The organism is Candidatus Desulfosporosinus nitrosoreducens (assembly GCF_030954495.1).
GTDB lineage: Bacteria > Bacillota > Desulfitobacteriia > Desulfitobacteriales > Desulfitobacteriaceae > Desulfosporosinus > Desulfosporosinus nitrosoreducens.
In genome coordinates this window covers 1-16,106 of sequence record NZ_JAVHUW010000056.1, presented here as the reverse complement: position 1 = coordinate 16,106, position 16,106 = coordinate 1, and the positions used below count along the sequence as shown (strand labels likewise).

The following is a 16,106-nucleotide window of genomic DNA, read 5'->3' as shown; positions in this document are numbered from 1 at the left end:
CATACTTCGTTTGGGTTTGACTAAAAAATATACAACACAAAAGGTCTTTGTGTGATATTCTAGTCTTGGGTTCAAATCTCGAAGCCAAACTTCGCACATAGATTAACGGAGGGATAGAAGAAAAGTATGGCAGGATTTTTTGCCCAGCTCAAAGCTGGCCTGACAAAAACACGTCAAAATTTTGTGGAAAAGGTTGAGCAGATCTTTACCGGCTACAAAAAAATTGATGAAGATTTATTTGAAGAATTGGAAGAGGTCTTAATTCGCTCGGACGTTGGGGTTAACACGTCTATGGAATTGGTTGAGCGTTTGCGCAAAGAGGTTAAAGAGCGTAAGATTTCTGATCCTCAAGAGCTGACTAAAGTTCTGCAAGAGTTAATTGTGGAATTATTGGGAGAAGAAGTGGCGATGTCTTTTGCTGAACGAGGGCCAAGTATTATCCTGGTAGTGGGAGTTAATGGAGTCGGGAAGACTACTACCATTGGCAAGCTTGCCCGGCGGTTTCGCAACGATGGAAAGCGTGTGCTTTTGGCCGCGGGAGATACTTTTCGGGCGGCAGCGATTGATCAGCTGGAAATTTGGGGAGAGCGGTCCGGTGTTGAAGTGATTAAGCAGAGAGAGGGCGCCGATCCGGCGGCTGTCGCCTACGATGCCGTTCAGGCGGCAAAGTCCCGCAATGTTGATGTTGTACTTGTGGATACCGCGGGTCGTCTTCACAATAAAGTTAATCTTATGGAAGAATTGCGTAAGGTTAAGCGAGTCATTGAACGAGAAATCCCTGGAGCACCCCAGGAAGTGCTTCTGGTCTTAGATGCCACGACAGGCCAAAATGCCCTGCAGCAGGCTAAGCTGTTTCAGGAAGTTGCCGGGGTTACGGGGATTGTACTGACGAAGTTAGACGGGACGGCTAAAGGAGGCGTTGTGCTGGGAATTCAAGGGGAAACGCGGATTCCGGTGAAATGGATTGGGATTGGTGAAGGCATGGAAGATTTGCGCCCATTTGTTCCTAAGGATTTTGCTGAGGCGCTCTTTGGCGGAGCAGAGGGGGGAGATTTCTGATTCAGTTTGCTCTAATTGGCGGTACGGGTGTTGAGAACTTTAAGTTAGCGGAACAACGTGTGCTTACGGTGGATACTCCTTTTGGTACGGTCGAGCCGATGGTTGGAAAACTCTCCGGACAGGAAATTGCTTTTTTAAGCCGTCATGGCCGTAATCATGCTACTCCTCCGCATCTGGTGAATTACAGAGCGAATATTTGGGCTCTGCACGCTCTGGGAGTTCGCAAGGTGTTGGCGACGGCGGCTGTCGGTTCCCTCTCCTCTGAGTATCATTTAGGTGAACTGGTCCTCTTAGATCAGTTTCTGGATTTTACCAAGAGCCGTCCGCAAACATTTTATGAAGGCGGGGAACGGGGAGTCCTCCACGTGGATATGACGGAACCTTATTGCACTTCGGTACAAAAGGTTATCTTAGATGTAGCTCGGAAAATCGGGATTGTGGTTAAGGATGGAGCATGTTATGTTTGTACAGAAGGGCCCAGGTTTGAAACGCCCGCGGAGATACGGATGTTTCAAAAACTTGGAGCGGATCTTGTCGGCATGACGAGTGTACCGGAAGTGGTTTTGGCTCGGGAGCTTGGAATGTGTTATGCTTCTATTGGAATGGTCACGAATGAGGCGGCGGGAATCTCCGCTCATTTGTTGAGCCATGCCGAAGTACTGGAGAGCTTAAAAGATTTAAATTTAAAAATAGCGCACCTTCTTCAAGCAACCTTTGAAGTTTTACCCCCAACTCAGAATTGCTGGTGTCCTTCAGCAAATCAGGAAGTTGGTAAATTTTAGAAAGGCGGTGGGATGATGAAATCAATTGAATGGCTGGGAAATGTCTTGAGGATATTAGATCAGACCAAGCTACCTAAAGAAACGGCCTACCGAGATGCTGTGTCTTATGAGGAAGTAGCGGAGGCTATTGAAACTATGGAAGTTCGTGGCGCGCCTGCTATAGGAGCGGCGGTGGCCTATGGCTATGCGCTCGGAGCACTTGAGTACAAGGGCAATAGAGAGGGTTTGACGAGTTTTATGGAAGTGGTGCAGGCCCGGCTGGCGCAAACACGCCCTACAGCCGTCAACTTGTTTTGGGCCCTGCGCCGCATGGAAGACCGCTTGCGTGAGTGCTGGGAAATTGAGGATTTGGACACGGTGCGCAAGGCCTTAATCGAAGAGGCGGACCGTATTGCGGAAGATGACCGCCGCATGAATCGCCTGATTGGTGAACTGGGAAATGAAATTGTTCCGGAAAAGGTCAATATTCTGACTCACTGCAATGCCGGTGCTCTCGCCACGGTGGAATATGGCACAGCCCTAAGTGTGATACGAGTGGCTCACACATCCGGCAAAGCGGTTCATGTCTATGCTGACGAAACCAGGCCTCTGTTGCAAGGGGCAAGGCTAACGGCTTTAGAACTGATGAATGATAAAATACCGGTGACGCTGATTGCTGATAGTATGGCGGGTTTTTTAATGCAACAAGGCAAGATCGACCTGGTGATCGTCGGAGCGGACCGTATTGCCGCTAACGGCGATACGGCCAATAAAATTGGGACCTACTCTTTGGCGGTCTTGGCTCAAGCCCACGAGGTTCCTTTTTATGTCGCAGCTCCAACTTCCACAATTGACTTAAAAGTTCCGACGGGACAGGAAATTCCCATCGAAGAGCGGCCCGCTAAAGAAATGAGGGAGTGTTTCGGGGTACCGATGGCGCCGGAAGGCGTTAATGTCTATAATCCGGCTTTTGATGTCACCCCGGCAAAATATATTACGGGCATCATCACTGAGAAGGGGATTGTCACCGCACCGTATTCTGTCAACCTCCTTAAATTGATGGTTCGTTCCTAGGCCGCTTGGCATTTATAAGGAGTGATAGAGAATTGTCGAAGATACTAATTCGGGCTATGGTATTACCGATGACTGGACCTGATGCCTTCTATTCGCGAGGAGAAATCTGTATAGAAGAGGGGCGCATTTTATCCGTAGGGGAAGAAGGCTCCGCCCCCCAAGACTTTGTGCCTGACCGCATCCTCAACTTGCCTAATGATGTTGTGATGCCAGGCTTAATTAATACTCATACTCATGCGGCTATGACGCTGCTTAGGAGCTATGCCGACGATCTTCCGCTTATGCCTTGGCTGCAGGATAAAGTGTGGCCCTTCGAAGATAAAATGACGGATCAGGATATCTACTGGGGGACGGCTTTGGCGCTTTGCGAGATGATTCGTTCCGGAACTACGACGATGCTGGATATGTATGCCTCCATGGACCAGGTCGCAGAAGCGGTCCTGCAGGCAGGCACACGTGCGGTTCTTTCCCGGGGAATGATTGGAAATGCGCCAAATGGTGAGCGTGCCCTGCAGGAAGGTATTGATCTGATTCAACGCTATCAGGGTGCCGGAGAGGGGAGACTGAAGGTTATGCTTGGCCCTCACGCTCCGTACACTTGTTCAGGCGACTTTCTGCGGCGTGTTAAGGCTGAGGCAGACCGCTTAGGCGTGGGAATTCATATTCATGTGGCCGAAACACTCGACGAGATTACAATGATCAATAAGCAATATGGCAAAACTCCGGTGGAGTGGCTGGACGAACTGGGACTTTTTGGCGGACATGTGGTAGCCGCACATTGCGTACATTTGACTCCCGCTGATATGGAAATTCTGGCTCGCAGGCATGTCTGTGTTGCCCATAACCCCGAAAGCAATATGAAGCTGAACAGCGGAACCGCCCCCATCACCGAACTGCGCGCTCAAGGTATTGTCGTAGGCTTGGGAACCGATGGGGCCTCAAGTAATAATAATCTCGATCTCTTCGGAGAAATGCGTTCGGCAGCCTTCCAACAAAAGCTTCGGGTTAATTCTACGGCTCTCAGCGCTTATGAAGTGTTGGAAATGGCCACTGTTAGCGGCGCTCAAACTTTGGGCTTCGAAGACGTGGGGATGCTGGCTCCCGGGTTTAAAGCCGATTTGATTACGGTGGATCTTGATCAGCCTCATTTTTATCCCCGGTTTTCCATACCTGCCCATTTAGCTTATGTCGCTCACGCGGGAGACGTACGAACGGTGATGGTAGATGGCAAGATACTTATGGAGGAACGGAAAATTCTAACGTTAGATGTAAACAAAGTATGTCAGGAAGCGGAAACCAGAGCTAAGCGGATTGCCTTTGAATTGAATGGATAATCTAGGTTCTTGACAAACTAAAAGTTTTAGTCTAATATTCGGTTGTAAAGTAAAAATGCTTTACAGGAGGATTGATATGGAGAAACTGGCCACTATGGCTCTTTTCGCAGATTTCTATGGTCCTCTGCTTACTGAAAAGCAACGAAATGTCTGGGATTTGCACTACCAGCAGGACCTTTCCCTTGCTGAGATTGCCGAGCTGGAGCATATCAGCCGCCAAGCCATTCATGATTTGCTGAAACGGACTGAAAGAATACTTAAAGAATATGAAGATAAGCTGGGACTTGTCCAGAGATTCTGGACGGAACGGGAGAAGCTTACTGAAGTGAAAGCTTTAATGCAGGGGTTAAATGAGCAGGATTTTTCCAGTCAGGCTGCCTGGGAGCGGCATTGCCGCATAGGCGCCATGATTGAAGATGTCTTTGATATTTGAGGATAAGTTGTCTAGAGAACTAAAGATCTGCGAGGCGACGGCACGGAGGTGGTCAAGACTATGTTTCAAGGATTGAGTGACAAGCTCCAAGAAACATTTAAGAGACTCAAGGGTAAAGGTATATTGAAAGAAGCCGATGTTAATGAAGCGATGAGAGAAGTGCGTGTTGCCCTGCTCGAAGCCGACGTTAACTTTAAAGTCGTCAAAGATTTTGTCGCTAAAGTCAAAGAACGGTGTATCGGACAAGATGTTCTGGAATCTCTTTCTCCTGCGCAGCAGGTTATAAAAATTGTTCATGAAGAAATGATTGAACTAATGGGAGGGGCAACAGGAAAAATCCTGGTTGCTTCCAAACCCCCCACGGTTATTTTGCTGCTGGGGCTGCAAGGAGCCGGAAAAACAACCCACGCGGCAAAGCTGGCCAACATGCTTAAAAAGCAAGGGAAACGTCCCTTAATGGTAGCGTGTGATATTTATCGCCCGGCGGCAATTAAGCAATTGCAGGTTTTAGGCGAACAGCTGAATGTGCCGGTGTTTTCTATGGGACAAGAGCCTCCGGCCGACATTGCGGTTGCCAGTGTCAAGCACGCTTATCAAAATGGACATGATGTCGTTATCATAGATACTGCGGGCCGCCTGCATATTAATGAAGAATTGATGGATGAGCTGAAGAGTATCAAAGCCGCTGTCAAGCCCCACGAGATCCTTTTAGTTGTAGATGCCATGACAGGTCAAGACGCTGTAAACGTGGCTGAGTCATTTCATAAGGAACTGGGACTTGACGGAGTTATTCTGACGAAGCTTGATGGGGATACCCGCGGTGGGGCGGCCTTATCAATTAAAGCGGTGACTGGTTGCACTATCAAGTTCGCCGGTACCGGCGAGAAGATGGATGCCTTGGAACCTTTCCATCCCGACCGTATGGCATCCCGTATTCTGGGGATGGGGGATGTCCTCACTCTGATCGAAAAAGCGCAGGAGTCCTTTGATCAGAAAAAAACGAGGGAAATGGAACAGAAGCTGCGCAAACAGGAATTCAACCTTGATGATTTTCTTGAGCAAATGCAGCAGATGAAGAAAATGGGCCCGCTATCTTCTCTCCTGGAAATGATTCCGGGAGTTGGGAAACAGTTAAAAGACGTAAAAATTGATGAAAAAGACACAGATCATATTGAAGCGATTATCCGCTCTATGACCTTTGAAGAGCGCCGAAAGCCTGCTCTCATCAAAGACTCCCGGAAGAGGAGAATTGCCAAAGGGAGCGGAACGAGTGTTCAGGAAGTCGGGCGGCTGCTGAAGCAGTTTGAACAGATGCAAAAAATGGTGAAGCAGTTCAGCTCCGGCGGTATGGGAATGTTCGGGATGGGCAAAAAAGGCAAGAAGGGTAAGAAAGCGGGATTTAGGTGAGGACTTGCATGAGGGGACTTGCATGACGCAGCGCTCTGTCATACGCTCGCAGAGCAAACTACCGTTCAAGCTTTTTCTTTGGGGAGCGGGGTTCCCGCCATATGCGCCGTCCCTGGCGCAATGGCGGCGGTGAACATCCGTGTTCACCGCCCCGTGTCTGGGGTCGCTTTCACGGAGTTTGCTAAGCTGCTTGCGTAAAGACGTCGCGCTTGCGTCATGCTGCGTCCCGAGCTTGGGACGGGGAACGACGGGGGCTAGCGACGGTGATGGGGGTGGACGGCACATAGATGTGCACCGTCTCTGCGCTGCGGGAGTAAAAGTGTAAGTTAGGGTCTTTTATTGCGTAAATTTGGGTATTCTGTAAAGGAGGTGAAAAGATGGCTACGAAAATTCGTTTGTGCCGTATCGGTGCAAAAAAGAATCCTTTCTATCGCATGGTAATTGCTGAGGCTAAAGCTCCTCGTGATGGACGATTTATTGAACAAATCGGTTATTACGATCCGACGAAAAGCCCAGTTATTTTAAACATCGACGAGGATAAGGCTTTGAAATGGCTCTCAACAGGGGCACAGCCTTCAAATACTGCTAAGTCTTTGTTAAGCCAAGCAGGTATCCTGACGAAATTCCACGAGTCCAAGAACTAAGAGTAGTGTGTAGGGGGTGGTTCCTGTGAAGGAACTTGTTGAAATCCTCGCGAAAGCGTTGGTCGATCATTCTGACCAGGTTTTTGTTGCCCAGTCTGAGACAGATAAAACCGTGCATTTGCAGCTCACTGTCGCTCCCGAGGACATGGGAAAGGTGATCGGCAAACAGGGAAAGATCGCCAATGCTATTCGTACGCTGGTAAAAGCTGCTGCCGTCAAAGATGGTCGCCGAGTTCATATGGACATTGATCAATGATGATAAGAAGGGCTTAGTGCCCTTCTTAACGTTTTAAACTCTATTGAAAGGGGCAAAGAGAATGAATGAAGTGCTGATTGGAGAAGTTTTGCGGCCTCACGGGGTTGGCGGAACGCTGAAAGTTTACCCGCTTACTGCTGACCCGGAGCGGTTTTCTAAGCTTCAGGAAGTAATCTTGCACAAAGGTGAGATAGATCAACGCTTTAAAGTTATCTCTGCCGCCCGGGTTCAGACGGATCAAGTCTTACTCTCTCTGGAAGGAATTGAGAGCATTGAATTGGCAGAGAAGTTTCGCGGCTGGGAAGTCAGGATTGATCGTTCGGAAGTTCCGCCTCTGGAAGACGGCTGGTATTATTTCGAGCTTGAGGGGATGAATGTTTACGAAGGAGAGGTCTGTTTGGGTGTTTTAACTGAAGTTTTGGAGACGGGTGCTAACGATGTTTATATTGTCAAAGGGAGTAAAGGGGAAGTATGCATACCGGCACTGAAAAGTGTTGTAAAGAAGGTAGATGTCCAAGCTAAGCGCATGGATGTTATTCTTCCTCCAGGGCTGTTGGAGGATTGACATGTCTATGAAAATGACCGTTTTAACCTTATTTCCGGAGATGTTTGCGCCTGTCCGCGAAAGTATTCTTAAGCGCGCTCAAGAAGCGGGGCTTCTGAAAATTGATTTCGTGGATTTCAGGGACTACGCCACCAGCAAGCATAAAAACGTGGATGATGTTCCCTATGGCGGCGGGGCCGGCATGGTCTTGAAGCCGGAACCAATCTATGCGGCTATGCGGAATTTACCCCCAGCTCAGGGCCGAAGGCGGGTAATTCTTATGTCCCCTCAGGGGCGGGTTTTTCGTCAGGAAACGGCAAAGCTGTGGTCGGAATATGATGAATTAATATTTCTTTGCGGGCATTATGAGGGCTTTGATGAACGGATTCGCGAGCTGGTTGACGAAGAGGCTTCACTGGGAGATTATGTCCTGACCGGAGGTGAGCTGGCAGCGATGGTTATGATGGATGCCGTGGCCCGCTTGGTCCCCGGGGTGCTTGGGGAAGAGACTTCCGTTGCCGAGGAATCCCATAGCGCGACGCTGTTAGAGTATCCTCAATATACCCGTCCGGCAGATTTTGAAGGAAGACAGGTTCCCGAAGTGTTGCTTTCCGGTCATCATGCTATGATTAAGCGGTGGCGCAGAAAGGAATCGATTTGCCGTACATTTTTGCGGCGGCCGGATTTATTTGCGACGGTTAGTTTTGAATCTGATGATTATGCCATATTGGAAGAGCTTATTCTTGAATATCCTGAAATGGCAGCTTGGCGCCTAAAATGGGAGCATCTCTGTCCTCCGCCGAAGCGTCGGAGGAGTTCCCGCAAAGCTTAATTTATTAATGAGTACATACGAAATCAGGAGGAAACGTCGTGGCGGATATATACCTGGCTTTAATCCACGCACCGGTTTACAATAAAAATATGGAAACGGTAGCGACCTCAATCACCAATTTAGACTTGCATGACATCGCGCGCAGTTCGACAACTTATGGAATAAAACGCTACTATGTGGTACATCCTGCCGAAGCTCAGCGTCAGTTGGCAAAACGAATTATGAGGTTTTGGCAGGAAGGATACGGGGCGGAATATAATCCCGATCGGCAGGAAGCCTTTTCCCGAGTAAGGATTGCCGAGAATTTGGCTGAAGTATATTCTGAAATCCAAGCCGAGCAGGGCAGGACTCCGCTGCGAGTAGCCACTGATGCCCGGAAATATCCCAATACAGTTTCCTACGCCCAGCTCCGCCAGGACATAGAGACTTCGGACACGCCAATTTTGTTGTTGTTTGGTACGGGGTGGGGATTACTGAAAGAAGATATGGAAACTATGGATCAAATTCTTGAACCTATTTATGGCCCCACGGAGTATAATCACCTCTCCGTGCGTTCGGCAGTGGCAATTATCCTAGACCGTTTAAGAGGACATTGACATTTAATTATTTAATCATAGGAAAAAAACCGAATAATTACATTTTATAATGGAAGTTGCATAACCATTCAGGTTATGATAATATAAGTTGGTCTTATAAGGGATGGTCCGCTCGCTGAAAACAGTGTATGAACATCTAGGCAAGGAAGGGGGGTAATTTAATAATGGATTATATTCGAATGATTGAAGAAGAGCAAATGAAAAAAGATCTTCCTCACTTCCGCCCTGGTGATACAGTACGCGTACATGTGCGTATTGTCGAGGGTACTCGTGAACGTGTTCAGATTTTTGAAGGACTTGTTATCGCCATGAAAGGTGGCGGTATCAGAGAGACCTTTACAGTTCGACGTGTTTTTGCCGGTGTAGGAGTAGAACGTACATTTCCTTTGCATTCCCCTCGTTTAGATAAAATCGAGGTGGTGCGCCGGGGCGTTGTGCGCCGGGCTAAACTCTATTATTTGCGGTCTCTTTCAGGAAAGGCAGCGCGGATTCGCGATCGCCGTTCGATCTAAGGTTAAAAATGGGCTGGAGCGATCTGGCTCTTTTTTTTTACCAACCAATTATAAATATTTTGAGTTATCAGATTTGAATTGGTTATATCCATAAATTATTAATTTGACGTATGCTCCCAAGAATCTTGCCCATACTAAGAGTAGTGCAAGAGGGGAGCTAGACAATGGAACAATTAAAGTCGAAGAAAAAATGGGTCATTGTTTTTTTTGCCGTCATTTTAGTGTGTGGCGGAATTTTACGTTGGGGAGTATTACAACCTTACTTAATACCATCGCCATCCATGGAACCGGGTATAGTCCCTGGTGATCGTATTCTTGTCAACCGGCTGGCCTATAGGCTTTGGGCTCCTACCCGCGGGGATATCATTGTTTTTGCCTTTCCGAAAGACACCAAGCGCACCTTTGTAAAACGGGTTATTGCTGTAGAAGGTGAAAAGGTTGAATTGCGTGACAATCAAGTCTTTGTCAATGGGAAAGCTATTCAGGAGCCTTATGTCAAACCGGGAGCTTATCCTCCTTATGGACCGGAGATTGTCCCTGCGGACAAAGTGTTTGTATTGGGGGACAATCGCCGTGAAAGCGAAGATTCACGAGAATGGGGATTGCTTCCTAAAACCTATCTCCTGGGAAAAGCGTGGTTGGTTTATTACCCTTTTCAACGGATAAAACTTTTTTAATCGGATTGGTCCGGGTTCGAGTTAGTAAGGATGGATTTTGATGAGTATACAGTGGTTTCCCGGCCATATGGCCAAAGCCAGACGTCTTCTGACGGATCAGTTGAAATGGGTTGACGTTGTCATAGAGCTTGCCGATGCCAGAATTCCGGTTAGCAGCCGTAACCCAATGCTGCATCAGTTGCTTGGCGCTAAACCAAGGCTTGTCTTGTTGAATAAGGCGGATTTAGCGGACCCTGTCTGGACGGCAAAATGGCTGGAAAGACTGAGAGCCGCGAGTCCGGCCTATGCCCTTAGTGCGGTCACCGGAGCGGGAATTAAGCAAATTGTACCGGCCCTGGAGGCGATAGTGAAGCCGAAGCAAGCGAGGCTTGCGGAAAAAGGAATTCGCCCTCAGATGATCAAAGTTATGATTGTTGGGATACCCAATATCGGCAAATCTTCGTTAATTAATCAGTTGACAGGTGGTTCTCAGGCTAAAGTTGGCAATAAGCCCGGCGTGACCCGGGGAAACCAATGGGTGCGAATTCACGAACGGGTGGAACTCCTGGACACACCGGGAATGTTGTGGCCTAAGTTTGAAGATCCGGAAGTCGGCCGCAAGCTTGCAGCTTTGGGGGCCATTAAAGATGAGGTCTTTGATCCCGAAGATTTGGCAATTTGGATTATTGACTGGCTCAAAACAAATTCTCCCAAGTCTTTAAGCCGTTATCAGGATTCAGAAGAGGATGTGACGTTGGAGACCTTGGGCCGCAAGCGGGGCTGCTTGATTCATGGCGGACGGGTGGATACGTTGAAAGCGGCGCAGATCTTCCTGCGCGAACTTAGGATGGGGCAACTTGGACCCATAACGATGGATTATAATCTTGATTAAACTCCAAAATTTGGAATTATTTCGGATACCTCTAATAAAGGAAATAGACTTTTGATGTCGAACTGAGAAAGAGGAGAATAGGGTGGAACCGTTATCTCAGATGAATGTGCGGGAAGTTGAAATTGCCTTATATAAGGACCCTTCTCCGCGAATGCTTGCCGCCTGTCAGAATGATTCGCGGCAGGGAGTTCGTCGGCTTGCCGAGCGTCTGATTAGGCAACAGCAAGCCCAAGCACTGGAAGAAGCACGTGTTCAGGAACTGCTTTTGGAAGAAAAGAAATTATGGCAGAAAGGCTATCTGCTCTTGGCCGGTATCGATGAAGCAGGCCGGGGCCCTTTGGCCGGACCTGTCGTTGCCGCCGCCTGTATTCTTCCGACGCGCTTTGAGCTGCCTGGACTTAATGATTCAAAAATGTTAACAGAAAGCAAGCGGGAAAAGCTATTTTTTCAAATCCAGTCCCAGGCAATCGATTATGCGGTTGGCAGCGCTGAACCTGCCGAGATTGATGCCCTGAACATATTGCAAGCCACGAAATTAGCTATGAAGCGAGCGGTTGAAGGCTTGACGGCCCGTCCCCATTACTTATTGATTGATGCACTCACCTTACCGGCAGTGAATTTGCCTCAGCTTCCCCTAGTGGGAGGAGATCGGCTCAGTGCTTCGATTGCCGCAGCTTCGATTTTAGCTAAGGTAACTCGTGATCGCTTAATGGTTGAGCTTGACAGACTTTATCCTGAATACACTTTTTCCAAGAATAAAGGGTATGGGACCAATGAACATATGAAAGTTTTGCGGCGTTTAGGGCCATGTCCTCTTCATCGAAGGAGTTTTGCCCCGGTAAAACAAGGGTCGTCCGCTCTTTAATAATTGATTGAGGTTATGGCGCCGCTTTAGGCCGGATTTATTCGAATACCCATGGGTAGGGAATAAATCGGCTATAAATAATCTAATTTCTTGAGGAAGGAGGTTAGGAAGATGTCAAACTACAATTTTGCTGCTGTAGGGGTGTTTCTGGTTGGAGCTATTGCCGTATCCATCATTATGATGCTCATGCCCAAGTTGTTGGCTCCCAACAAACCACATAAGGAAAAGCTGACAACCTATGAGTGTGGAAACGAAACGATTGGACGGACCTGGCTCGGATTTAAGAGTAATTATTTTATGTATGCTCTTGTGTTTACTGCCTTTGATGTTGAAACTGTCTTCTTATATCCTTGGGCGCTCACATTCCAGAAGCTGGGAACATTCGCTTTCGTGGAAATGTTCATCTTTATCGTGATTCTTTTGGTTGGTTTCTGGTATGCTTGGAAAGAAGGTGCTTTAGAGTGGATGTAACTTTAGAAAAACGGCTGCGTGAGGAAGAAACGCTGCTGGAAAAGAACATTTTAGTAACCAATATTGATAAGCTTCTTAACTGGGCCCGAGGGCATTCTTTTTGGCCGGTTACTCTTGGCTTAGCTTGTTGTGCTATTGAGATGATGGCGACGGGCGGACCGCGCTATGATATTTCCCGCTTTGGCTACGAGGTGTTTCGGGCGTCACCGCGTCAAGCGGATGTTATGATTGTGGCGGGAACCTGCACGCGCAAAATGGCTCCGCTTTTACGCCGCATTTACGACCAAATGCCTGAGCCCAAATGGGTAATCGCCATGGGGAGCTGTGCCAATGCCGGAGGACCTTTTGTGGATTCTTATTCGATGTTGGCAGGTGTCGATAAGATTGTTCCTGTAGACGTCTACATCCCAGGTTGCCCTCCGCGGCCGGAATCCTTGATCTATGGGCTTTTGCAACTTCAATTTAAAGTTTCAAATCCCGCTAAGGTGAGGTTAATGCGACATGGAAAATAAAGAAGTATTAAAACAACGAGTGGAAGAGCTTGCCGGCAGGGTTAATGGTGAGGTAGAAGAGAGCTTAGGAGCACTTATTCTCAAAGTTCAAGCCCCTTATATTTTGGAAACTCTTACTGCCGCCAAAAGCTTCTCCGATGTTCCATGTGACTTTCTCCACGATCTGTGTGGGTTAGATTTAGTGGATCATTTGGAAGTCGTTTATCAATTGACAAGTTTGCGCGGTCCACAGCGTCTGCGGGTGAAAGCTGTCGTTGAAAGGGAAAAGCCGGTGCTTGATTCTGTAACGCGAATCTGGCAAGGAGCAGACTTTTTAGAACGTGAAGCTTATGATATGTTTGGCATTCAATTCAAAGGGCATCCCAACCTTAAACGAATTTACATGTGGGATGACTTTGAAGGCTATCCGTTGCGCAAGGACTATGTGACCGAACCTGTTGAGATTCGCAATCTGGTCCGCCAGCGTCAAGAAGGGGAATAGGGGGAAAAACCATGAGTATTGAACAAACCGAAGAACTTATTTTAAACATGGGCCCCCAGCACCCGAGTATGCACGGCTTATTCCGGATGGTGGTCCATTTAGAAGGCGAAACAGTTACGAACATTGATCCTAAACTTGGATATTTGCATCGAGGAATTGAGAAACTAGCAGAAAGCCGAACCTACTCGCAATTTATTCCGTACACAGACCGGTTAGATTATTTGGCTTCTCCACATAATAACTGGGGGTATGTTCAGACGGTTGAGAAGCTGATGGGGGTTGAAATTCCGGAAAGAGCCGAATACCTTCGCGTCATCTTCGGCGAACTTGCCCGGATTGCCAGCCATCAAGTTATGATCGCCAGTACCGCTTTGGATATGGCGGGATGGACAGCTTGGTCCTATGCTTTCCGAGATCGCGAGCGCATTTTGGATATGTATGAAATGACCGCGGGAAGCCGTTTAACGGTCAACATTATGCGTATCGGCGGAATGGCTTCCGAGCCTCCTGCTGAATTCTGGCCTGCCTTGCAATCCTTCCTGGATGATACGCCTGAAATGTTGGAAGAATACTACGGACTCTTTTTTGGCAATGAAATTGCTCAAGGCCGCTTGAAAAACGTAGGGATCTTGACTAAGGAACTGGCGGAAAACCTCTCGATTACAGGTCCGGTTTTGCGGGCATCCGGAGTTAAATATGATTTACGTAAAGCGGAGCCGTATAGCATTTACGATCGTTTTGACTTTGACATTCCTGTTCGAACGGGTTGTGACAGCTATGATCGAACCATAATCCGGCTCGATGAGATTAAGGAAAGTGTAAAGATCATCAAGCAGGCTGTACGTGATATCCCTCAGGGTCCTATCATGGCCAAGGTGCCTAAAGTTATTAAGCCTCCGGTTGGCGAAGTTTATCACCGCGTGGAGAACCCTAAAGGAGAATTAGGATTCTACATCGTCAGTGATGGATCGACAAAACCGTCACGAGTTCGTATTCGTCCAGGCACGTTCATAAATCTGCAAATGCTTCCTATAGTTGCCAAGGGATGGAAAATCCAAGACGTTGTCGCTATTTTTGCGACCTTGGATGCAGTACTGGGTGAAGTGGACAAGTAGAAAATCCAATGAGGGGAGAATAAGATGCAGACTTTAAATAATCTGTTTTTGATTATTGCGGCTTTTATCCGTAATCTTTTTGCGGACCCCCACTCAGTTTGGGCTGACTTAACCATGGATGTCATTGATTTTATCATCGTGGTTGTCATTATTGTGCTGGCCGCTTTAGTTCTGATTTTACTTGAACGTAAAATTGCAGGCTGGACCTCACAAAGAACAGGGCCCAATCGTCTCGGTCCGCGCGGGTGGTTTCAGACAATTGCCGATGCTTTGAAATTAATGGGAAAAGAAGATGTTACTCCCGCCGGTGCCGACAGATTCCTTTTTAAAATTGCACCGATGATTATTTTCTCGTTGCCAATGATGACCTTGGCGGTGATTCCTTACGGAAATCGTATGGCGCCCATTGATCTTGATTTGGGTATATTTTATTTCCTGGCGGTTTCTGCCGTTTCAACCCTGGCTTTTTTAATGGCCGGGTGGGGTTCCAACAATAAATACTCCTTATTAGGGGGTATGCGTGCAGTCGCTCAAATGATCAGTTATGAAATTCCGTTATTATTCTCACTTTTGGGTGTAATTATGATCACTCAGTCTTTCAACTTGGGTGACATAGTTAAAGCTCAACACACGGTACCGTTTATCGTCCTTCAGCCCTTGGCCTTTGTTATTTATATTATTGCTGGAATCGCCGAGGTCAATCGCGCGCCTTTTGACTTAGTTGAAGCGGATCAAGAGGTTGTTGCCGGACCGTTTACGGAGTATACCGGGCTCCGCTGGGGCTTATTTTTCCTGGGTGAATACGGAAATATGACGGCTGTATCGGCCCTGGCCGCGACAGTATTTCTTGGCGGCTGGCAGGGCCCGGGCTTTTTGCCTGGCTATGTTTGGTTTTGGACGAAGGTCGGAATTATTATCTTCTTTATGATGTGGGTGCGCTGGACGTTCCCCAGAATCAGAGTCGATCATCTGATGCATTTAGCGTGGAAGGTATTATTGCCGCTTTCGGTTTTGAATATTTTCTTAACGGGTCTGGGAATTTATATTTACCGGCTCGTGATAGGAGGGTGACGGAGTGTTTGGTAAAGGTCTTTTTCAAGGGTTAGGCATCACGTTCAAACGCATGGTCGGTCCCAATATCACTGAGTTTTATCCCGAGCAAAAACCTGAGCTTCCTCTTAAAGTCAGAAGTTCTATGGCTTTGCAGAAGGAAAAATGCATTTCCTGTAATATGTGTGCTATGGCTTGTCCCAACGGAGTTATTAAATTAACCAGCGAAAAGGATGAAAACAACAAAAAAGTCCTGAAAACTTATCAGATGGACCTTGGACGCTGCTTATTCTGTGGTATGTGCACAGAGGCCTGCCCAACGAAAGCTTTGACAGTCACACAAGATTACGAAAATGCAGTGTTTGAACCTAACGACATGAAATGGGATATGATCGCACGGGCTGAGCGGAAAGGAAAGGAGGGGTAAAGGTGGGCACTATCGTTTTCTTTATCTTCGCCATCATGGCCATTGCCGCGGCTTGGGGTGTTGTCACATCGAAGAACATTGTGCATAGTGCATTCTATTTGGCACTTTCCTTTTCGGGTGTTGCAGTGCTCTATGTGCTTATGAATGCGGATTTCCTGGCCGCAGTTCAGTTGCTGGTTTACACA

At 47.6% G+C, this 16,106-nt stretch carries 22 protein-coding genes; all 22 read left to right on the top strand.

All coding sequences use genetic code 11. The features are described 5' to 3' along the window. Positions 1-126 precede the first annotated feature (126 nt). Positions 127-1,059: a signal recognition particle-docking protein FtsY gene (gene ftsY / locus REC12_RS13865; RefSeq protein WP_308895407.1), complete on the top strand. Its 933-nt coding sequence runs from the start codon at positions 127-129 to the stop codon at positions 1,057-1,059. Next, positions 1,059-1,841, top strand: coding sequence for an S-methyl-5'-thioadenosine phosphorylase (gene mtnP / locus REC12_RS13860; RefSeq protein ID WP_308895542.1), 783 nt, complete (start codon positions 1,059-1,061; stop codon positions 1,839-1,841). Before ftsY ends, mtnP begins: the two co-directional genes overlap by 1 nt. Positions 1,842-1,856: 15 nt before the next feature. Beyond that, positions 1,857-2,894 carry an S-methyl-5-thioribose-1-phosphate isomerase gene (mtnA, locus tag REC12_RS13855; protein ID WP_308895540.1) on the top strand — a complete coding sequence of 346 codons (1,038 nt, stop codon included), beginning with the start codon at positions 1,857-1,859 and terminating at the stop codon, positions 2,892-2,894. A gap of 32 nt (positions 2,895-2,926) precedes the next feature. Next, positions 2,927-4,228 (top strand): amidohydrolase, encoded by a 1,302-nt coding sequence (locus REC12_RS13850; protein ID WP_308895406.1) that lies wholly within the window; start codon positions 2,927-2,929, stop codon positions 4,226-4,228. Positions 4,229-4,304: 76 nt separating this feature from the next. Next, positions 4,305-4,661: a putative DNA-binding protein gene (locus REC12_RS13845; protein ID WP_308895404.1), complete on the top strand. Its 357-nt coding sequence runs from the start codon at positions 4,305-4,307 to the stop codon at positions 4,659-4,661. A 60-nt stretch (positions 4,662-4,721) separates the two neighbouring features. Continuing rightward, positions 4,722-6,068: a signal recognition particle protein gene (gene ffh / locus REC12_RS13840; RefSeq protein WP_308895402.1), complete on the top strand. Its 1,347-nt coding sequence runs from the start codon at positions 4,722-4,724 to the stop codon at positions 6,066-6,068. A gap of 377 nt (positions 6,069-6,445) precedes the next feature. Beyond that, entirely contained in the window at positions 6,446-6,712 is a 267-nt protein-coding gene (gene rpsP / locus REC12_RS13835; protein ID WP_308895401.1) for a 30S ribosomal protein S16, read from the top strand. Positions 6,713-6,737: 25 nt separating this feature from the next. After that, positions 6,738-6,968, top strand: coding sequence for a KH domain-containing protein (locus REC12_RS13830; RefSeq protein WP_308895399.1), 231 nt, complete (start codon positions 6,738-6,740; stop codon positions 6,966-6,968). 61 nt (positions 6,969-7,029) lie between these two features. Beyond that, on the top strand, positions 7,030-7,533 hold the full coding sequence (rimM, locus tag REC12_RS13825; protein ID WP_308895397.1) for a ribosome maturation factor RimM: 504 nt from the start codon (positions 7,030-7,032) through the stop codon (positions 7,531-7,533). Between the two features lie 7 nt (positions 7,534-7,540). Further along, the gene (gene trmD / locus REC12_RS13820; RefSeq protein WP_308895539.1) at positions 7,541-8,344 is read left to right on the top strand and encodes a tRNA (guanosine(37)-N1)-methyltransferase TrmD; all 804 of its coding nucleotides are present in this window, start codon (positions 7,541-7,543) and stop codon (positions 8,342-8,344) included. Between the two features lie 38 nt (positions 8,345-8,382). Beyond that, the gene (locus REC12_RS13815; protein ID WP_308895394.1) at positions 8,383-8,940 is read left to right on the top strand and encodes an RNA methyltransferase; all 558 of its coding nucleotides are present in this window, start codon (positions 8,383-8,385) and stop codon (positions 8,938-8,940) included. 164 nt (positions 8,941-9,104) lie between these two features. After that, a complete protein-coding gene (gene rplS / locus REC12_RS13810; RefSeq protein ID WP_308895392.1) occupies positions 9,105-9,452 on the top strand; it encodes a 50S ribosomal protein L19 in 348 nt (115 codons plus the stop codon). 164 nt (positions 9,453-9,616) lie between these two features. Then, on the top strand, positions 9,617-10,129 hold the full coding sequence (gene lepB, locus REC12_RS13805; protein WP_308895391.1) for a signal peptidase I: 513 nt from the start codon (positions 9,617-9,619) through the stop codon (positions 10,127-10,129). A 40-nt stretch (positions 10,130-10,169) separates the two neighbouring features. Next, positions 10,170-11,000: a ribosome biogenesis GTPase YlqF gene (ylqF, locus tag REC12_RS13800; RefSeq protein ID WP_308895389.1), complete on the top strand. Its 831-nt coding sequence runs from the start codon at positions 10,170-10,172 to the stop codon at positions 10,998-11,000. 100 nt (positions 11,001-11,100) lie between these two features. After that, positions 11,101-11,865: a ribonuclease HII gene (gene rnhB, locus REC12_RS13795; RefSeq protein WP_374214211.1), complete on the top strand. Its 765-nt coding sequence runs from the start codon at positions 11,101-11,103 to the stop codon at positions 11,863-11,865. Between the two features lie 111 nt (positions 11,866-11,976). Further along, positions 11,977-12,336: an NADH-quinone oxidoreductase subunit A gene (locus REC12_RS13790; RefSeq protein ID WP_308895385.1), complete on the top strand. Its 360-nt coding sequence runs from the start codon at positions 11,977-11,979 to the stop codon at positions 12,334-12,336. Next, complete coding sequence (locus tag REC12_RS13785; RefSeq protein WP_308895383.1) at positions 12,327-12,848, top strand: NADH-quinone oxidoreductase subunit B; 522 nt, start codon at positions 12,327-12,329, stop codon at positions 12,846-12,848. Before REC12_RS13790 ends, REC12_RS13785 begins: the two co-directional genes overlap by 10 nt. Further along, positions 12,838-13,329, top strand: coding sequence for an NADH-quinone oxidoreductase subunit C (locus REC12_RS13780; protein ID WP_308895381.1), 492 nt, complete (start codon positions 12,838-12,840; stop codon positions 13,327-13,329). The genes REC12_RS13785 and REC12_RS13780 overlap by 11 nt, the downstream gene beginning before the upstream one ends. Positions 13,330-13,340: 11 nt before the next feature. Further along, positions 13,341-14,444, top strand: a complete 1,104-nt coding sequence (locus REC12_RS13775; protein WP_308895379.1) for an NADH-quinone oxidoreductase subunit D — start codon at positions 13,341-13,343, stop codon at positions 14,442-14,444. Positions 14,445-14,468: 24 nt separating this feature from the next. Continuing rightward, on the top strand, positions 14,469-15,515 hold the full coding sequence (gene nuoH / locus REC12_RS13770) for an NADH-quinone oxidoreductase subunit NuoH (protein WP_308895377.1): 1,047 nt from the start codon (positions 14,469-14,471) through the stop codon (positions 15,513-15,515). A 4-nt stretch (positions 15,516-15,519) separates the two neighbouring features. After that, on the top strand, positions 15,520-15,921 hold the full coding sequence (locus REC12_RS13765) for a NuoI/complex I 23 kDa subunit family protein (protein ID WP_308895375.1): 402 nt from the start codon (positions 15,520-15,522) through the stop codon (positions 15,919-15,921). Positions 15,922-15,956: 35 nt separating this feature from the next. Continuing rightward, positions 15,957-16,106, top strand: a 150-nt coding sequence (locus tag REC12_RS13760; protein WP_308893040.1) for an NADH-quinone oxidoreductase subunit J, incomplete at its 3' end; no start/stop codon positions are given.